We start from the raw sequence: 15,759 nt of genomic DNA, 5'->3' as shown, positions 1-15,759 counted from the left end.
CTGGAACCGCGCCCATTTCGAGGCGCTGCCGATCAGCCCGCAGGCCCCGAAGCCAAGGGCGAGGATCCGGTGGCAGAGGTCCAGATCCAGCGCATGACTGAAGGTCAGGATCAGGTGTTCGGCGGTCGCGGGCGCTTCCGCAACCAGCGTCGCGGGGTTCGCGGCGATGCTGGGGGTGACGCTGTCGGGGATGGTTTCGGGAAAGCGGGCGCGGTCGGTGTCGACCCAGGTCAGGGCCAGGCCAGGCAGGGGCGTCAGCGTATGCACCAGCGCCCGCCCGACATGGCCCGCGCCCCAGATCCACAGGTCACGGGGCTTCGGCGCCACCGGTTCCGAGAGCCACCCCTGCAGGTAGCGCGTCACCGCAACCCCTTCGCCCCGCGCGATTTTCTCGGCCCGCCGGAGGGCGAGCGGGGCCTCGGCGGCGTCCCGGGCGAGGGGGCGGGAATGGAGGCCGGTTTCGGGAATCGTGGTTAACGCGTTGCGGTCGAAGACCTCGAACCCCAGCGTCACCGCGCCGCCGCAGCATTGGCCCAGCGCCGGGCCCAGGGCGATCTTCTGGGTTTTCGCCGCCGCGCCCGGCAGCATCCGCCGCGCCTCGGCCGCGGCCTCGTATTCCAGCGCGCCGCCGCCGATCGTCCCCTCCTGGCCCCCGGGCCAGACCAACATCGCGGTTCCCGCCTCGCGGGGCGACGAGCCCTGATGCGCGCAGATCACTACCCGGGTGACCACGCCATGGGCCGCGACGGCGCGGGCGAGGGCGGCGCGATCAAACATAGCCGCCCCGCTGGCGCCGGACCGCGCCGAGGATCCGCTCGGCGGTGGCGGGGGCGTCGAGATTGACATAGGTCGAGCCGTCTCCGCAGGCCGCCACCGCATCGCTCAGCGCCATCAGCACGGCGATCCCGTGCATGAAGGGCGGCTCGCCCACGGCCTTGGATTTGTGGATCGTGTCCTCGGGGTTGGCGCCGACCCAGAGGTCGACATTGAACACCCGCGGCCGGTCGCCACAGGCCGGGATCTTGTAGGTGCTGGGCGCGTGGGTGCGCAGGCGCCCCTTGTCGTCCCAGACCAATTCTTCAGTGGTCAACCACCCGGCGCCCTGCACGAAGCCACCCTCGACCTGGCCCTTGTCCAGCGCGGGGTTCAGGCTGGTGCCCGCGTCGTGCAGGATGTCGACGCGCAGGATCCGGTTTTCGCCGGTCAGCGTGTCGATCACCACCTCGGCGCAGGCCGCGCCATAGGCGAAATAGAAGAAGGGCCGCCCCTGGCCCGCGATCCGGTCCCAGGCCAGTTTCGGCGTGGCGTAATAGCCGGTCGAGGACAGGCTCACGCGGGCGGTATAGGCCGACATCGCCGCCTCGGCGAAGGTCAGTTCCGAGCCGCCGACGCTGACGCGGCCCTCGGCGAAGGTCACCTTGTCGGCGGTGGTCTGGTGGCGCTCGGCCAGGTGTTCGGCGATCCGGTCGCGGATCGTGTCACAGGCGGCCTTGACCGCCATCCCGTTGAGATCGCTGCCAGACGACGCCGCCGTGGCCGAGGTGTTCGGCACTTTCGCGGTATCCGTCGCGGTGATCTTCACCGCCTCCAGCGGCACGCCGAAGGCCGAGGCCGCGACCTGCGCCACTTTCTGAAACAGGCCCTGGCCCATCTCGGTGCCGCCATGGTTCAGGTGGATCGAGCCGTCCTGATAGACATGGACCAGCGCCCCCGCCTGGTTGAGATGGGTGAGCGTGAAGCTGATGCCGAACTTCACCGGCGTCAGCGCGATTCCCTTCTTCAGCACCGGATTGGCCGCGTTCCATTCGGCAATCTTCGCCTTCCGGGCCGCATAATCGGAGGATTTCTCCAGCTGCGCGACCAGTTCGTGCAGGATGAAATCCTCGACCTCCTGCCCGTAGGGCGTCGTCTGGATGCCGGGCGCAGCCACCGTTTTCGGCGAATGTTCAGCACTGAACCGCTTGCCGGTGCCGGGGCCTGCCTTTGCAGGCGTGCTGGCGCGGTAGAAATTCGCCTTCCGGACCTCCAGCGCGTCCTTGCCCAGAACACTGGCGACGTGGTCCATCACCCGCTCGATCCCCAGCATCCCCTGCGGCCCGCCGAAGCCTCGATAGGCGGTAGCCGAGCACATATTGGTCCGCAGGCGATGGCTTTCGATGCGGATATTCGGCAGCCAATAGGCGTTGTCGGCGTGCAACATCGCCCGATCCGCGACCGGCAGGGTCAGGTCCATCGACCAGCCCGCCCGTGTGTAATGGATGAAATCGACCGCCAGAAGTCGCCCCTCGGCATCGACACCGACCGTGTAGTCGATGCGGAAATCGTGCCGCTTGCCGGTCACCACCATGTCGTCGTCGCGGTCGTAGCGCATCTTGCAGGGCTTGCCGGTCAGCCGGGCCGCCAAGGCACAGGCGACGGCCAAGTGGTTGCCCTGACTTTCTTTTCCGCCGAAGCCGCCGCCCATGCGCCGGGTTTCGACCCGGACCGCATGCATCGGCAGATGCAGGGCATGGGCGACCTTGTGCTGGATCTCGGTCGGGTGCTGGGTCGAGGAGGTGACATGCATGTCGCCCCCCTCCTGCGGCTGGACCAGCGCCGCCTGGCCCTCAAGGTAGAAATGCTCCTGGCCGCCCATTTCCAGACGCCCCTCGATCACTTTCGCCGCCTTGGCGAAACCGTCAGGCAGGTTGCCGCGGGCCCAGATGCGGGGAGCGTCCTCGAAGCGGGAATTGGCGGCGAGCGCCTGTTCGACCGTCAGGATGGCAGGCTTTTCGGCATAGGTGATCTTGCCCAGACGGGCGGCCTTGCGGGCATTGAGATGGCTGTTGGCGATGACCAGAAAGACCGGCTGGCCGATGTAATGCACCATGCCCAGCGCCAACAGCGGCTCATCATTGTTTGAAGGTGAACAATCGGCGTGACCAATGTCATCGCCGGTCAGGACCGCCACCACCCCGGGCGCCGCACGAACCGCCGACAGCTCCATCGCCGTGATTTCGCCATGCGCGACACTCGACAGGCCGAAGGCCAGATGCAGCGTGCCTGAGGGCGTCGGGATGTCGTCGACATAGCGCGCTTCGCCCGTCACATGCAGGGGGGCCGCGTCATGGGGGAGGGGTTTGTGGACGCTCATGCCGAGACCTCCAGCACATTGGTGGCAAGGCCCTGATCCTCGAGGAAATAGCGCAGGAGCAGGTTCTGCGCCGCCTCCAGCCGGTACCCGGCCGAGGCGCGCATGTCGGACATCGGCGTGAAATCCCGGGCGAAGGCGGGCAGGGCGGCGGTGATCGTGGCTTCGGTCCAGGGCTGGCCGACCAGCGCCGCCTCGACAGCCGCCGCCCGTTTCGGAATGCCCGCCATGCCGCCATAGGCGATGCGCGCCGCGCTCACCTGGCCCCCCTCGACCGTCACGTTGAAACAGCCCAGGAGGGCCGAGATGTCCTGATCGAAGCGCTTGGAAATCTTGTAGCATTTCAGCCGGTCGGGCTGGCGGGGAATGCTGACGGCCTCGACGAATTCGCCGGGCTCGCGGTCCTGCTTCCCGTAGTCGAGGAAGAAATCCTCCAGCGGCAGCGAGCGCCGAGCATCGCCCTTGCGCAGATAAAGCGTCGCCCCCAACGCGATCAGCGCGGGCGGGCTGTCACCGATGGGCGAACCATTCGCGATATTGCCGCCGATGGTCGCGGCCTCGCGCACCTGGGCGGATCCGTAGCGGCGCAGCATGGCGGCAAGCCCGGGGTGATGCGGCGCGACGGCGGGCAACAGCTCGGCAATCGTGGTCACGGCGCCGATATGGATCGCGTCCTCCGTCACCTCGATCCCGCGCATGTCCTCGACCCCGGCGAGGAAGGCCACCGGTCCCAGATCCCGCAATTGCTTGGTCACCCAGAGGCCGACATCGGTGGCCCCGGCGATGAGTCGCCCGTCGGGATGGGCCGCATACCAGGCGGCGAGTTCGTCCGAGGAGCGGGGCAGGGCCACGCCCTCGGGTGGTCCGACCACGGGGACGGCGGATACTTCAGACTTCAACCACTCAGGCACCGCCTCACGGCTGGCCGATTCGGCGGCGCGGACGATGGGTGCATAACCAGTGCAACGGCAGAGGTTGCCAGCCAGATGCGTGTCGTGATCGGTCACGCCGTTCAGATGCCCGGTGGCCATCGACATGATGAAGCCGGGCGTGCAGAAGCCGCATTGCGAGCCATGCTCGGCCACCATCGCCGCCTGCACCGGATGCTGGCCCTTCAGCCCTTCGACCGTGTGCACGACCTTGCCGTGCAGCTGCGGCAGGAACAGGATGCAGGCATTGACCGCCCGGCTGCCGCGCGCGTCGGACACCATCACCGTGCAGGCGCCGCAATCGCCCTCGTTGCAGCCTTCCTTGGTGCCCTTGAGCCCGCGATCCTCGCGCAGCCAGTCCAGCAAGGTACGGGTCGGCGGCTGCCCCGTCACCGTGACAGCTGCGCCGTTCAGGACAAAATGGATGCCGGTCATGCGTCTCTCCCGAAGGGGCTTGTCGTTCCGGTCAGGGCGGCCTAGGACGCCTCCGTGCCCCTTGTTCTTGGGTTCAAGTGAACATTGGCGGGGCTTTTCAGGCAAGCACAGACTTGCCGCATCCGCGAGAAGCATTTTCGCCGTTCTGTAGAAAATGGCGTCACCCTTGCACGTCCCTGCGCGCTGGATAAGCTCTGATCATGGCCAATCCCCGATTCATTCACCTGCGAGTGCACACCGAATATTCGTTGCTGGAAGGCGCGGTGCCGGTGAAGAGCCTCGTGAAGACCTGCGACAAGCGCGGCATGCCGGCCGTCGCCATCACCGATACCAATGCTCTGTTCGCGGCGCTGGAGTTCTCGGTCGTGGCCAAGGGGGCCGGGGTGCAACCCATCGTCGGCTGCCAGATCGACGTGCAATTGCCCGCGCGCCAGCCGGGGGAAAAGCCGCGGCCGGGTGCACCGCTTGTCCTGCTGGCGCAGAACGAACGCGGGTATGAGAATCTCATGCTGCTCAATTCCTGCCTCTATCTGCGCACGGACGGTTCGCTGCCGCATGTCACGCCCGATGAGCTGGCCAGCCACGCCGAGGGGCTGATCTGCCTCTCGGGGGGGCCGGACGGGCTGGTCGGGCGGCTGATCCGCGACGGGCAGATGCCGCGCGCGCAGGAGATCATGGATTTCCTGGCCGGAACCTATGGCGACCGGCTCTATGTCGAATTGCAGCGCCATCCCGGCGAGGGCGGCGCGCTGACCCAGGCCGAGCAGGCGACGGAACGCCCGTTCCTGGAAATGGCCTATGCCATGGGCCTGCCGATCGTCGCCACCAATGACGTCTATTTCCCCGAGGCCAAGATGTTCGAGGCGCATGACGCGCTCCTCTGCATCAAGGAAGGCGCCTATGTCGATCAGCAATCGCCACGCCGGCGCCTGACGCCGCAGCATTACCTGAAAAGCCCCGAAGAGATGGCGGCGCTGTTCGCCGATCTGCCCGAGGCGCTGGACAACACGGTCGAAATCGCCAAGCGCTGCGCCTTTGCCGCCTACAAGCGCAAGCCGATCCTGCCGAAATTCGCCGATGACGAGGTCGAGGAGCTGCGCCGTCAGGCCTGGGAGGGGCTGCGCGCCCGTCTCGCCGTGATCCCGCACGCGGCGCCGGTCTCGGAATACGAGGAGCGGCTGACGTTCGAATTGAACATCATCGAACAGATGGGCTTCCCCGGCTATTTCCTGATCGTGGCCGATTTCATCAAATGGTCCAAGGACAACGGCATTCCGGTGGGGCCGGGCCGGGGCTCGGGCGCGGGCTCGCTGGTGGCCTATGCGCTGACCATCACCGACTTGGACCCGCTGCGCTATTCGCTGCTGTTCGAGCGGTTCCTGAACCCTGAACGCGTCTCGATGCCCGACTTCGACATCGACTTCTGCATGGATCGCCGCGAGGAGACGATCCAATACGTCCAGCAGAAATACGGGCGCGAGAAGGTGGGGCAGATCATCACCTTCGGCGCGCTCCTGTCCAAGGCCGCGGTGCGCGACGTGGGCCGCGTGTTGCAGATGTCCTACGGGCAGGTCGACAAGCTGTCGAAGATGATCCCGGTCGAGGGGGTCAAACCCGTCAGCGTGACCAAGGCGCTGGCAGACGAGCCGCGCCTGCGCGAGGCGGCGAAGGAAGAGGTGGTCGCGCGCCTCCTCGATTACGCCGAAAAGATCGAGGGGCTGCTCAGGAACGCCTCGACCCACGCGGCGGGGGTGGTGATTGGCGACCGGCCGCTCGACGCGCTGGTGCCGCTTTATCGCGACCCGCGCTCGGACATGCCGGCCACGCAGTTCAACATGAAATGGGTGGAACAGGCCGGGCTGGTGAAGTTCGACTTCCTCGGTCTGAAGACGCTGACCGTGGTGCAGAACGCCATCGACCTGATCCATACCTCGGGCCGCGACCTGCATATCGCCCCGGATGGCACGCCGCTCTATGACCCGCCCGAGGGCGCGGTCAATGAGATCAACGCGATCCCGCTGGATGACGAGAAGACCTACAAGCTTTACGCCGAGGCCAAGACCGTCGCCGTCTTCCAGGTTGAATCCTCGGGCATGATGGATGCGCTCAGGCGCATGAAACCCACCTGTATCGAGGATATTGTCGCCCTCGTGGCCCTCTATCGCCCGGGCCCGATGGAGAATATCCCGACCTATTGCGAGGTGAAGCACGGTCTCCGGCCGCTGGAATCGATCCATCCGACCATCGACCATATCCTGAAAGAGACGCAGGGCATCATCGTCTATCAGGAGCAGGTGATGCAGATCGCCCAGGTCATGGGCGGCTACAGCCTCGGCGGGGCCGACCTGCTGCGCCGCGCGATGGGCAAGAAGATCGCCGAGGAGATGGCGAAGGAACGGCCGAAGTTCATCGAGGGTTGCAAGGCGACCCATGGAATCGACGCGAAGAAGTCCGGCGAAGTGTTTGACCTGCTGGAAAAATTCGCGAACTACGGCTTCAACAAGTCGCACGCCGCCGCCTATGCGGTGGTCAGCTATTACACCGCCTGGCTGAAGGCCAATCACCCGGTCGAATTCATGGCCGCGGTGATGAACTGCGATATCCACCTGACCGACAAGCTGGCCGTCTACAAGCGCGAAATCGACCGCATGGGGATCGACATCGTCGCCCCGTGCGTCAACCGCTCGCTGGCGACCTTCAGCGTGGTCGACGGCAAGGTGGTCTATGCTCTCGGCGCCCTCAAGAACGTCGGCGTGGAGGCGATGAAGCTGATTGTCGAGGCCCGCGGCGATCAGCCGTTCCGCGACCTGACCGATTTTGCCAAACGTGTGGACCTGAAGCGCGTCGGCAAGCGCCCGTTGGAGATGCTGGCCCGCGCCGGCGCCTTCGACGCGCTGGAGAAATCGCGCAAGCGGGTGCTCGACAGCCTCGACGCGCTGGTCGCCTATTCCTCGGCCTCCATCGAGGCTGCGACCTCGGGCCAGCATTCGCTCTTCGCCGGGGGCGACGACCTGCCGCCGCCGCGTCTGGCCACCGGTCATGACTGGCTGCCGATGGATCGCCTCTCCAACGAACACGCGGCGGTCGGCTTCTACCTCTCGGGCCATCCGCTCGACGATTACGCGGGGGCCTTGAAGCGCAAGGAGGTGCTGACGCTGGCCGAACTGACCCGCAAGGCGGAACGGGGCCCGCTGGTCGCCAAGATCGCCGGTTCGGTCAGCGCAAGGCAGGAACGCAAATCGGCCCGCGGCAACCGCTTCGCCTTTGTCGGCCTTTCGGATCCGACGGGGCTCTACGAGGTCACGGTCTTTTCCGAGACGCTGGAAGCGAGCCGCCAGTTCCTCGACCCCGGCATGAACGTCGTGCTGACCGTCGAGGCGACGATGGAGGGCGAGTCGCTGAAACTGCTGGCCCGCGGCGCGCAACCGGTCGATGACGTGGTGGCCGATGCCGGTGCGTCGGGGTTGAAGGTGCGGCTGGAAAACGCCTCGGCGCTGTCGGAACTGATCGCGCTTTTCGACGAACAATCCGGCCCGGCGCCGCGCAAGGCCTTCGGCCCGCTGCGGTTTTCCGTGCCCGACCGGACGACCGGCGGCGAGATCGAGATCGACGCCGGCCGTCAGGTCCGCGTGACCCCGCAACTGCGCCACCAGCTGCGCCGGGTCGAGGGGGTTCTGGCCATCGAGGAGGTCTGACATGCTGCGGATCGAGACCATCGGCCGGGTTCGGGTCTGGACCCTCGACCGGCCGCAGGCGCGCAACGCCGTCAACCCGGCGCTGGCCCGGGCGCTCTTCGACGCCGCTTTGGCCTTCGAGGCGGACCCGGAGGTCGATGTCGCGATCCTCACCGGCGCGGGCGGCGCTTTCTGCGCGGGCTTCGACCTGAAAGCGGCCTCGGGCGCCGAGGGGCTGGACTGGATCGCCGCGCTCGATCTGCCCGAAGACTGGGACCCGGTCGCGCAACCGATCCCCGGGCCGATGGGCCCCTCGCGGCTGATGCTGTCAAAGCCGGTGATCGCCGCCATCGAGGGCCCGGCCGTGGCGGGCGGGATGGAGCTGGCGCTCTGGTGCGACCTGCGTGTCATGGATGCCGACGCCCAGTTCGGGATCTTCTGCCGCCGCTGGGGCGTGCCGCTCATCGACGGTGGCACCGTGCGCTTGCCGCGGATCGTCGGGCAGGGGCGGGCCAATGACCTGATCCTGACCGGGCGGCCGGTCGGGGCGGAGGAGGCGCTGGCGATGGGGCTCGCCGACCGCGTGGTCGCCAATGGTCAGGCGCTGGCCGCAGCGCTGGAGCTGGCCGACAGCCTGACGCGCTTCCCGCAGGGCTGCCTGCGCGCGGACTTCCTGTCGGCGCGGATGGAACCGGGGGCCTTGGCCGCAGCGCTTCGTCGCGAATGGGTCAGCGCCGGGATGGTCAAGGCCGAAGGTGCCGCCGGGGCCGCGCGCTTTGCCGCGGGCGCGGGGCGCGGCGGGCGTTTCGATTAGCGCGGCAGGCCCGCCGCCTCACGCGCCAGCGCCACGATCCCGTCCCAGTCGCCCGCCGCCATCAGCTTGGCGGGCGCCACCCAAGAACCGCCGACGCAGGCCACATTGGGCAGCGACAGGTAGTCGCGGGCATTCTCGGGGCTGACGCCGCCGGTCGGGCAGAAGGTCGCCTGCGGCAGCGGGCCGTGCAGCGCCTTCAGATAGGCGGGGCCGCCGGCGGGACCGGCGGGGAAGAACTTCATCGTCCGGTAACCCTGTTCCAGAAGCGCCATTACCTCTGACGCCGTCGCCGCCCCCGGCAGCAGCGGCAGCGCCTCGGCCGAACAGGCCGAGATCAGGCCGGCGGTAGCGCCGGGCGAGACGGCGAAGGTGGCGCCCGCCGATTTGGCGCGCAACACATCATGGGCGCTCAGCACCGTGCCTGCGCCGACCCGCGCGCCGGGCACCGCGCTCATTTCGGCAATGGCCTCGATGGCTCCGGGGGTGCGCAGCGTCACCTCCAGCACCGGCAGGCCGCCCGCAACCAATGCCCGGGCAAGGGGGGCGGCATGGGCCGGATTCTCGATCACCAGCACCGGAATCACCGGGGCCAGCTCGCAGAGCAGGCGGGTGGCGTGGCTTTGCAGGGCAGGGGTCATCGGCAACCTCATCAAGCGTGCTCTGCGCTTAGGGGATTCCCCCGCAAAACGCAAATGTTTCCGCTAACGGGTGCTGGTTGAGGCTGTGGGTTGGTGCGGGAGAGAGGGTGCCATATGTCAGACAATGGAGAATCGGAGCGTTCCGGTAAGCGAGATTCAAGGACGTACGGGTGCCTTAATCGCCGATTCTATACACGAACTTATCCACAGGCGCCTGAATGTCAGGCAAATGGAGGCTGTTTAACCGGCGTCACAGACAGAGTCGGCTGGCGCGGAATGCTGCTGCGCAGCGATGTGAGGAGTATTCCTCAAGGCATTGTAATAAAGTCAATAAAGGAATCATGAAGCCGATGGATTGCGGGTGAGTTGACGGCAGGCTCGTCAACCAAGCCGCCCAACTCACCCACAGCCTGTCCCCAAGCCGGGAAAACTATGCACAGCGGGAAGCCTGTGCAAAACCGCCCTCAACGGGCGGTCAAACCCTCGACCTCGGCCTTCACCCGGGCGACCGCGGCCTCTTTCACCGGGCCGTAACCCCGGATTCCGCGCGCCGCTTTCAGCAGCGCCAGCCCGCGCGCCTTGTCGCCCTGTGCGGCCTCGGCGATCAGGCCCTCGTACCAGCCGATCAACGCCCGCTCCATACGCCGTTCCTCGGTCCGGCCGAAAAAGTCGAGGGCCGTGCCGCGCAGCCCCTTCATCCGCGCCAGCAGCGCGAAACCGGGGCCCATCGCCCAGCCCGGGAAACGCCGTTTCTTCGGGCGGCCGCGACCATCCTTGCCGGGCAGCATGGGCGGGGCGAGGTGATAGCTCAGCCGCGCGCCGGGGCCGAAATCGCGGGCGAGCTGGGCGGCGAAAGCGGGATCACGGTGCAGGCGGGCGACCTCGTATTCGTCCTTGTAGGCCATCAGTTTGAAAAGGCCTTCGGCGGCAGCGCGGGTCAGATCCTCGTCATGCGCGACGGGCGCCAGGGCCGCCTTGAAGCGCGCGGCATAGGCCGCGTTCTGATAGGCGGTGAGCATCGTCGCCCGGCGTTCGACCAGCGCGGCCACGCTCTCCGGGGCGGGTTCGGGCGCGCGGAAGGCGGCGGGATCGACCGCCGCCAGCCGCCCCAGGGCGAAGGCCCGGGCATTCGCCGCGACCGCCACGCCGTTCAGCGTGATGGCCTTTTGCAGCGCCTCCAGCCCCACAGGCACCAGCCCCTTCTGCCAAGCGTAGCCCAGCATCAGCATGTTGGCGAAGACCGTGTCGCCCAGCAATTCCTCCGCCACCTTGCCCGCGTTCAGCGCGCCCAGTTCGCCCACCGCCGCCTCCAGCGCCTTGACCCGTGCCGGCACCTTCAGCGAGGCGTCGCGGTTCAGCACGATGTCGCCCGTCGGCATCTCGGCCAGGTTGACGACCGCCTTCGTTGCGGGGTTCAGGCAGGCCGAGGCCTTGGGCGAGGAGGACACGACGATGTCGCAGCCGATCAGCGCATCGGCCGAGGCGGCGTCGATGCGGACCTGCGTCAGATCCTCGGGCCGGGGCGCGAGGCGCAGGTAGGACAGCACGGGGCCGAATTTCTGCGCGAAGCCGGTGAAATCGAGGACCGAGACACCGCGCCCTTCCAGATGCGCGGCCATCGCCGTGATCTGGCCGACCGTCACCACGCCGGTGCCGCCGACGCCGGTGACCAGCAGGTCCCAGGTCTTGGCCTGCGGCAGGGCGGGCAAGGGCAGGGTGGCCAGCGCCGCCTCAAGCTCGGGGCGGGCCTGCGGGCTGGGTTTAAGCCGCTCGGCGCCCTCGACTGTCACGAAGGAGGGGCAGAAGCCGTCGAGGCAGGAGAAATCCTTGTTGCAGGTGCTGAGGTTGATGCGCCGCTTGGGGCCGAGGTCGGTTTCAATGGGTTCCACCGACAGGCAGTTCGAGGCGACCGAACAATCGCCGCAGCCCTCGCAAACCGCGGGGTTGATGACGGCGAATTTCAAGGGATCAGGCAGGGTGCCGCGCTTGCGGCGGCGGCGTTTCTCGGTTGCGCAGGTCTGTTCGTAGATCAGGACCGTGACGCCCGGGATCTCGCGGAGTTCCCGCTGCACGGCATCCATTTCGGCCCGGTCGTGGAAACTGGTCCCCTCAGGCAGGTCGGATTTGCGGAACTTGCGGATGTCGTCCGAGACCAGCGCGATCCGCTCCACCCCCTCGGCCCGGCAGATCGCGGCGATGGCCTGCACGCTGACCGGGCCGTCGACCGGCTGGCCGCCGGTCATGGCGACCGCGTCGTTGTAAAGGATCTTGTAGGTGATATTGGCGCCCGCGGCGATGGATTGCCGGATCGCCATCGAGCCCGAGTGATACCAGGTTCCCTCGCCAAGGTTCTGGAACACATGGGGTTTTCCGGTGAAGCGGCTGCTGGCCGCGTGGTTCACCCCCTCGCCGCCCATCTGGATCAGCGAACTCGTCTCGCGCCCCATCCAGGACGCCATGAAATGGCAGCCGATGCCCGCCAGCGCCTTGGATCCCTCGGGAACCTTGGTCGAGGTGTTGTGCGGGCAGCCCGAGCAGAAATAGGGCGTGCGGGTGGCGCCGGGGATCTGCAGGACCTTGGGCTGATGCCCGAGGATGGCGGCGGCGCGGGCCGGGAAGCCTTCGCCCGGGAAGATCCGGTCCAGCCGCCGGGCGATCAGCGGCAGCAGCAGGCGCGGCGTCAATTCGCCGGTCCAGGGCACCAGTCGCGCGCCATTCTCGTCGTTCTTGCCGACCATGTGGCGGGGCTTGGCGCCGTCCCAGTCGTAGAAATACTCCTTGAGCTGGCTCTCGATGATGCCGCGCTTCTCCTCGATCACCATCACCTCGTCCTTGCCCTCGACGAAGCGCAGTGCGTCGCGGCGGGCCAGCGGCCAGACCATGCCGACCTTGTAGAGGTCGATGCCCAGGCGCTGGCAGGCCGCCCGGTCCAGACCCAGCAGCGACAGAGCCTCCAGCAGGTCCAGATGCGCCTTGCCGGTGGTGACGAAGCCGAAACGGGCGGCGTGGCCGTATTCGGCGCGGTCCAGCGGGTTGGCCTCGGCGAAGGCCATGACGGCGCGTTTCTTGGCCTCCATCCGCTCCTCGATCTGCACGCCGGGCAGGTCGGGCCAGCGGTAGTGCAAGCCGCCGGGGTAATCCTCAAGCTCGGGCGTGCGGAACACGCGGTCGGCGGGCAGGTCGATGGACATGGCGCTTTCCACCACATCCGAGACCGCCTTGAAGCCGACCCAGGTGCCGCTGGCGCGCGAACAGGCCCAGCCCCATTCGGCGAAGGGCAGGAATTCAGCGACCGAGGCGGGATTCAGGCAGGGCATGAACCAGGCCATGAAGGCCACGTCCGATTGATGCGGCATCGACGAGGAGACGCAACCGTGGTCGTCCCCCGCCACCACCAGCACGCCGCCATGCGGCGACGAGCCATAGGCGTTGCCATGTTTCAGCGCGTCGCCCGCCCGGTCCACCCCCGGCCCCTTGCCGTACCAGAGGCCGAAGACGCCCTCGACTTGCTTGCCCTCGGCCGTTTCGACCTGCTGGCTGCCGAGGATGGCAGTGGCGGCCAGATCCTCGTTCACGGCGGGCAGGAAATCGACCCCGGCCTCGGTCAGGCGCTTCTTTTGGCGCCACATCTCCAGATCGACGCCGCCGAGGGGCGAGCCGCGATAGCCGCTGACCAGACCGGCGGTCTTCAGCCCCGCCTCGCGGTCGCGCCGCGCCTGATCCAGCGTGGCGCGGACCAGCGCCTGGGTGCCGGTCAGGAACACCCGTCCGTCGCGGCGGGTGTAGCGGTCGTCGAGGGCGTAATCGTCGAGGGGGCGGCTAGGGGCGTTCATGGCGGACCTCCGGGCTTTTCCCCAGTCTAGGCCGGGCCACGCGGAAAGGGGTGTCAGATTTGCCCGGGCGGATGGGCTTTCTTTCACAGGCGTTCCGGATTACCTAGTCTGAGTGGTCAGTTTTGCCAGAGGCGGCGCCGATGCTGGAAGAAATCGATTGGAAGCTGCTCGACCTGCTGCAGGCCGACGCCCGGCTGTCCAACCAGGAGATGGCGGAAAGGGTGGGGCTGTCCACCTCGTCCTGCTGGCGGCGGGTCAAGGCGCTGGAGGAGGCGGGCGTGATCCGCGCCTATCGGGCCGAGGTCGATGCAGCCAAGGCGGGCCTCGGCTTTCACGCGCTGATCCACATCACGCTGGCCCGCCATTCCCGCGAGGTGGTGGAGCGCTTCACCGCCGAGGTCATGCGCCATGACGAGGTGCTGGATTGCTTCTCGACCACCGGGGCGATGGATTACCACCTGCGGGTGCTCTGCGCCGATCTCGCGGCCTTCAACGCCTTCATGGAGCAGGGGCTCTTTCGCATCGAGGGGATCGCCCAGGTGCAGACCCATCTGGTGCTGCGGCCGATCAAGATGCGCCGGGTGCTGCCGCGTCCCTGAGTGCGTCGGGTGCAATTGCCTTTCGGGCGGGGCGCGGACTAAGGTTGCGCCGGGCAGAGACGCAGGAACGGGGTGGGCATGCATCGACTTTGGGTGCTGGTGGCGGTGCAGGCCAGCGTGGCGGCGGCAAGCCTGGTGGTGGAGATCGTGGCGGGCCGGATGCTGGCGCCCTATGTCGGCATGTCGCTCTATACCTGGACCTCGGTCATCGCCGTGGTGCTGGCCGGGTTCTCGGCCGGGCATTGGATCGGCGGGCGGCTGGCCGAGGGCACGCCCGAGGCGGCATTGCGCGCAAACGGCTGGGCGATGCTGGCCGCCTCGCTGACCACGGCGGGCGCGGTCTTCGTGCTGAGGGGCGCGGCCGGGCCGGTGGTCACGGCGCTGGAGGATCCGGTCGCCTCGATCATCGCGCTGACCATGCTGGTGTTTTTCCTGCCCTCGTTCTTCGCCGGCATCCCGGCGCCGATCCTGTCGATGGTCGCCGTGATCCGGCACCCCGAGCGCAAGGGCCGCGCATTGGGGGCGATGTTCGCGGCCGGGGCCTGGGGGGCGATTCTGGGCACGCTGGCGGCAGGGTTCGTCTTCATCTCCTGGCTGGGGTCCGTCGGCACGCTGGTCGTGGTAGCCGTGGTCTATGCCGCGCTTGGCATCGCCTCGCTGGTCTCGGCGGGTGGCAAGGCGGGGATCGGCGCGGGCAGCGCCGCGCTGCTGGCCCCGGCGGCGCTGGCGCTGTCGGCCCTGTCCCAGCCCGACCCCTGCACGGTCGAGAGCGATTATTTCTGCATCCGGGTGATCGACGAGGGCGAGCCGGGCGCCCCGGTGCGCTTCATGGTGCTGGACCATCTGGTGCACGGGGTGGCGGACGGGCAGGACCCAACGGCGATGCTGACGCCGCACGGGATCATGCTGGAGGGTCTGCCGCGCCTCAGGATGGAAGGGCGGGACCAATGGTCCGCCTTCCTGATCGGCGGGGGCAGCTATACCGTCCCGCGCTCGTGGCACGCCCGCGAGACGCCCGTGGCGGTCACGGTTGCCGAGGTCGATCCGGCCGTGACACAAGCCGCCATCGACCATTTCTGGTACGAGCCCGGCGCCGACCGCATCATCCATGCCGACGCCCGCCGGACGCTGGCCGGCGAGGCCACGACCTATGACGTCATCATCGGCGATGCGTTCTCTGACATCGCCGTGCCGCAGCACCTGATCACGCGCGAGTTCTTCCAGCAGGTCAGCGACCGGCTGAACCCGGGCGGCGTGTACCTCATGAACGTCATCGACCACATGGACCGGCTGGAGGTTCTGGCCTCGATGGTCGCCACCGCCCGCGCCGTCTGGCCCTCGGTCGAGGTCTGGACCGAGCGCCAGCACGACCCGGCCGAGAACCGGCGCGTCTTCGTGCTGGTGGCGGGCGAGGGGCCGACCGCCCAGCCGCAGATCGCCACGCCCTGGGGCGCTGCCATCCGCGTGGCCGGTTCGTCGGTCGACGACATCCTGGCGACCCGCCCGCATGTCGTCTTCACCGACGATTATGCGCCGATCGACCGGCTGCTGGGCGACCGGGGCGAGGGCTGAGCCCTCAGACCCCGTAAATATCGCCGAACTTCGCTTCCAGATAATCCAGCAACGGGCCTTCATCGGGTTCAAACCCGCAAGCCTGGGCGATGGTCTCGCGCGGCTCGCGCAGCCCGCCGTGCTGTTGCAGCTTCT

General features: G+C 67.8%; 9 protein-coding genes. 4 read left to right on the top strand and 5 right to left on the bottom strand.

Translation table 11 applies throughout. The features are described from left to right. The 3 genes from xdhC to xdhA all read right to left on the bottom strand — a co-directional run. Positions 1–777: xanthine dehydrogenase accessory protein XdhC (gene xdhC, locus VDQ18_RS17510; protein WP_323022193.1), on the bottom strand; the 777-nt coding region annotated here is incomplete at its 3' end. After that, positions 770–3,133: a xanthine dehydrogenase molybdopterin binding subunit gene (gene xdhB, locus VDQ18_RS17505; protein WP_323022192.1), complete on the bottom strand. Its 2,364-nt coding sequence runs from the start codon at positions 3,131–3,133 to the stop codon at positions 770–772. The genes xdhB and xdhC, both read right to left, overlap by 8 nt. Continuing rightward, positions 3,130–4,494 (bottom strand): xanthine dehydrogenase small subunit, encoded by a 1,365-nt coding sequence (gene xdhA / locus VDQ18_RS17500; RefSeq protein WP_323022191.1) that lies wholly within the window; start codon positions 4,492–4,494, stop codon positions 3,130–3,132. The genes xdhB and xdhA overlap by 4 nt, the downstream gene beginning before the upstream one ends. 200 nt (positions 4,495–4,694) lie before the next feature. On the opposite strand from xdhA, the gene dnaE reads away from it, so the two are divergent. Both dnaE and VDQ18_RS17490 read left to right on the top strand, forming a co-directional pair. Then, complete coding sequence (gene dnaE / locus VDQ18_RS17495; protein WP_323022190.1) at positions 4,695–8,189, top strand: DNA polymerase III subunit alpha; 3,495 nt, start codon at positions 4,695–4,697, stop codon at positions 8,187–8,189. Between the two features lies 1 nt (position 8,190). Further along, positions 8,191–8,982 carry a crotonase/enoyl-CoA hydratase family protein gene (locus tag VDQ18_RS17490; protein WP_323022189.1) on the top strand — a complete coding sequence of 264 codons (792 nt, stop codon included), beginning with the start codon at positions 8,191–8,193 and terminating at the stop codon, positions 8,980–8,982. Here VDQ18_RS17490 and eda read toward each other — a convergent pair. Beyond that, complete coding sequence (gene eda, locus VDQ18_RS17485; protein WP_323022188.1) at positions 8,979–9,620, bottom strand: bifunctional 4-hydroxy-2-oxoglutarate aldolase/2-dehydro-3-deoxy-phosphogluconate aldolase; 642 nt, start codon at positions 9,618–9,620, stop codon at positions 8,979–8,981. The two genes, VDQ18_RS17490 and eda, sit on opposite strands and share 4 nt — an antisense overlap. Before the next feature lie 464 nt (positions 9,621–10,084). Further along, the gene (locus tag VDQ18_RS17480; RefSeq protein ID WP_323022187.1) at positions 10,085–13,453 is read right to left on the bottom strand and encodes an indolepyruvate ferredoxin oxidoreductase family protein; all 3,369 of its coding nucleotides are present in this window, start codon (positions 13,451–13,453) and stop codon (positions 10,085–10,087) included. 140 nt (positions 13,454–13,593) lie between these two features. On the opposite strand from VDQ18_RS17480, the gene VDQ18_RS17475 reads away from it, so the two are divergent. Both VDQ18_RS17475 and VDQ18_RS17470 read left to right on the top strand, forming a co-directional pair. Then, complete coding sequence (locus VDQ18_RS17475; RefSeq protein ID WP_107750303.1) at positions 13,594–14,052, top strand: Lrp/AsnC family transcriptional regulator; 459 nt, start codon at positions 13,594–13,596, stop codon at positions 14,050–14,052. Between the two features lie 78 nt (positions 14,053–14,130). Next, the gene (locus VDQ18_RS17470; RefSeq protein ID WP_323022186.1) at positions 14,131–15,624 is read left to right on the top strand and encodes a fused MFS/spermidine synthase; all 1,494 of its coding nucleotides are present in this window, start codon (positions 14,131–14,133) and stop codon (positions 15,622–15,624) included. Positions 15,625–15,759: the final 135 nt, after the last annotated feature.

It is taken from the genome of Pararhodobacter sp. (genome assembly GCF_034676075.1).
Classification (GTDB): domain Bacteria; phylum Pseudomonadota; class Alphaproteobacteria; order Rhodobacterales; family Rhodobacteraceae; genus Pararhodobacter.
The sequence above is the reverse complement of the archived record's forward strand: the minus strand, read 5'-3'. Positions and strand labels throughout refer to the sequence as shown.

What these genes read in the sequence shown, in the direction of transcription:
- dnaE (WP_323022190.1), top strand. Translation starts at nt 4,695, where the DNA reads ATGGCCAATCCCCGATTCATTCACCTGCGAGTGCACACCGAATATTCG.
- xdhB (WP_323022192.1), bottom strand. Translation starts at nt 3,133, where the DNA reads ATGAGCGTCCACAAACCCCTCCCCCATGACGCGGCCCCCCTGCATGTG.
- VDQ18_RS17490 (WP_323022189.1), top strand. Translation starts at nt 8,191, where the DNA reads ATGCTGCGGATCGAGACCATCGGCCGGGTTCGGGTCTGGACCCTCGAC.
- VDQ18_RS17480 (WP_323022187.1), bottom strand. Translation starts at nt 13,453, where the DNA reads ATGAACGCCCCTAGCCGCCCCCTCGACGATTACGCCCTCGACGACCGC.
- VDQ18_RS17470 (WP_323022186.1), top strand. Translation starts at nt 14,131, where the DNA reads ATGCATCGACTTTGGGTGCTGGTGGCGGTGCAGGCCAGCGTGGCGGCG.
- VDQ18_RS17475 (WP_107750303.1), top strand. Translation starts at nt 13,594, where the DNA reads ATGCTGGAAGAAATCGATTGGAAGCTGCTCGACCTGCTGCAGGCCGAC.
- xdhA (WP_323022191.1), bottom strand. Translation starts at nt 4,494, where the DNA reads ATGACCGGCATCCATTTTGTCCTGAACGGCGCAGCTGTCACGGTGACG.
- eda (WP_323022188.1), bottom strand. Translation starts at nt 9,620, where the DNA reads ATGACCCCTGCCCTGCAAAGCCACGCCACCCGCCTGCTCTGCGAGCTG.